Source organism: Bartonella sp. AC130YNZD (assembly GCF_042196865.1).
Lineage (GTDB): Bacteria > Pseudomonadota > Alphaproteobacteria > Rhizobiales > Rhizobiaceae > Bartonella.
The window spans coordinates 1-2674 of sequence record NZ_JBHIQZ010000079.1 but is presented as its reverse complement, the minus strand read 5'-3'; the positions used below and the strand labels follow the sequence as shown (position 1 = coordinate 2674).

The 2674-nt window shown below is 38.1% G+C and carries 1 protein-coding gene; it reads right to left on the bottom strand.

Features of this window, described 5'->3' with window-relative positions; all coding sequences use genetic code 11:
* Positions 1-2356 (bottom strand): autotransporter outer membrane beta-barrel domain-containing protein (locus ACFINU_RS09580; RefSeq protein ID WP_375618934.1); only part of this gene is annotated, 2356 nt, incomplete at its 3' end.
* Between the last annotated feature and the right edge of the window lie 318 nt (positions 2357-2674).

Here is a 2674-nt window from a genome sequence, read left to right as displayed (position 1 = left end):
GATCAGAGGACTCAGAAGGCTTTGGTTCGACAGGGACAGAAGGAGAAGGAACAGAATCCGGAGATGAAGGAGATACCGTAACAGAGGGCTCAGATGGCAACGACATAGAAAGTGGATTGGGGCGTGGAGGATCAACAGGATCAGAGGACGTAGAAGAAGGAGAATCAGACACAAACGACGTAGAAAGTGGATCGGGAGGGGGAGGATCAACAGGATCAGAGGACATAGAAGAAGGAGAATCAAACACAAACGACGTAGAAAGTGGATCGGGAGGGGGAGGATCAACAGGATCAGAGGACGTAGAAGAAGGAGGGTCAGACACAAACGACGTAGAAAGTGGATCGGGAGGGGGAGGATCAACAGGACCAGAGAACGTAGAAGAAGGAGAGTCAGATATCAACGACGTAGAAAGTGAATTGGGGGGAGAAGATGGAGGATTAACAGGATGAGATAATGAAAACGAAGAAGGTTTACCAAATGGACCATTATAAGAACCTATTCTAGAAGAAATATAAACCCCTTCGAGTCGGAAATCCCAAAAATCTCCCTCACCTTCCACTAATCTTTGCTTAGCATTCGCTTCTCCAAAAGGCGAACCTGGACCATAACCACGAATACGATATTGATAAGGAAAACCTTTCACCGTAGTATAATCATCATAACCATTGGCGAGTCGAAAAGAACCTGCCTGCGCTGTTCCAGCAACTTGAATGAGTGAAATGCTTTGATCTTTTCCCTCATAGACTTCTTTACTTGCATATTTTGGAAAATTTTGCACATGAATGAATGTCGTTCCAGAAACATCCCCATAGATCAATATGCGATCCGTCTTTTGGGAATTAAACAAACCCTCATCATTCAAAAATGCATTCAACCTAATCTGAGCGTTTCCCTCAGCACTGTAGACTTTTTTATCTTTTGATGCGAGAATTTTATCTCCTGCACCTATATCTGCTTTTTTTCCAATGCGTAGCGTTTGATAACCACTATCTTCATCAAAGATCAATGTGCTATTGGAAAGACTTAGAGAAGAAAGCGATGAAACAGATTCCTGTAAACCGTTGTATTTACTTTTAGTAAGATACCATTTTGAATAACGAATTAATTCTAAATCAATAACCGATCTACCCTCAACACGCGTACCTCCTGTAAGAGAGGAAGCGTTTGCTTTCACCAATAGAGAAGCATTATTTTCAGCTTTTAGCAACAAATCACCAGAGATTTTTGTTTCATCCGATAATTCAAGAGTGCCTTTTACTTCATAGTCTTTATTCCCCTTCGCATAAATCGCAATCCCGTCTGGAACTGTCATATTTGTCTCTGATAAATAAACAAATGCCCTCCCCGTGATAACTTTTTTGGTTTCTAAAATTTTTTCATCATCTCGTTGCCTCAACATTTTAGCAAATTCTTCTGGAGCTAAAACATTAAAGCACAGTCCATATACTCCCTCACCCTGAACAGAAATATTGTTTTTTTCTATCTTAATATTTGTATTCTTAAAGCCATCTGGTGAAATATATTTTTGAATTAACTTACCATTATCATTTACATAACCTGAAAAGTTTTTCATCAAGAATGCATGCATATGGTTCAGCTGAATAAAATTGTTTTTCAAATGAACGTCACCACCTTGAAAAACCTCAAAAGCTTCTGGCAATACCCCCATAGCTCCATTACCATCTGTTAAAGTTTCCTCCCTCCTTCCTTGCCCCGTAATCCCCATAGTATCAAGAAGATAGCGCCCCCCAAATCGAGTTGAAAATGAGCCAATCTGGTTAAAATCAACGGTACCGTCTGTCATTTTAACCATTGCATCAAAACCACTCATAATACCGATCCCTTTTACATTCAAATTATCTGGCTCAATATTGATATTCACACTCACTAAAGCAATATCCGTTCCTCTCCCCCATGCATAAATAGCATGTGAAGTCCCCTTAATTTCCCCTACTGTCATGCTAATAACGGCATTTTGAGCACGAAGAGCAGGTATATTCTTAAAATCTGAAGCTATTAGATTAATTTTTCCACCATTTCTTACATACGCCCCATACGCAGATATTTTATCTGGATCATCGCCAAAAACTGTTATCTGAGAGGCATTAACAATAGTGCCTGCTTTTTCTACATATATAGCTGCAATAGGTGCAATATGAGCAGACGTCTCTTGAGAGCTTTTTAAGTAATAGACTTTATCTGCAAGAAAGTGTGTTTTTCTATCATCGCATTTATAAAATGCCCCTCCTGCATCACTTGAAGATCCTGCAGCATTAACATACGTAACCTGCAAAAAATAAAGAATAGCTGTTGTAACGTTGCATAAAAATACATATTTATGAAATACATAAATCATAACTCTTGCCGCCTCCTATTCCCCTACTTCTATTCATTGAAGAATAATATCTATATTTAAGCTAATAAAGTTCTCAAAATACAATAAATATAAAATAAAATATTTAATTTAATAATTAATATAACACTATATACTTATATATAAGTATATATAAGTTACTATATAGTTTATGCACCTCTTCAAAAAAGGTGGCGCAATCCAGCAGAGAAACTCGTTCCAGAAAAACCAATTTTCTTAAATCTATGCTGATAAGTGACATCTCCACGAAGAGAAAGTTTTGATGAGAGACGGGCATTAAACCCAACCCCTGCTTCCAAA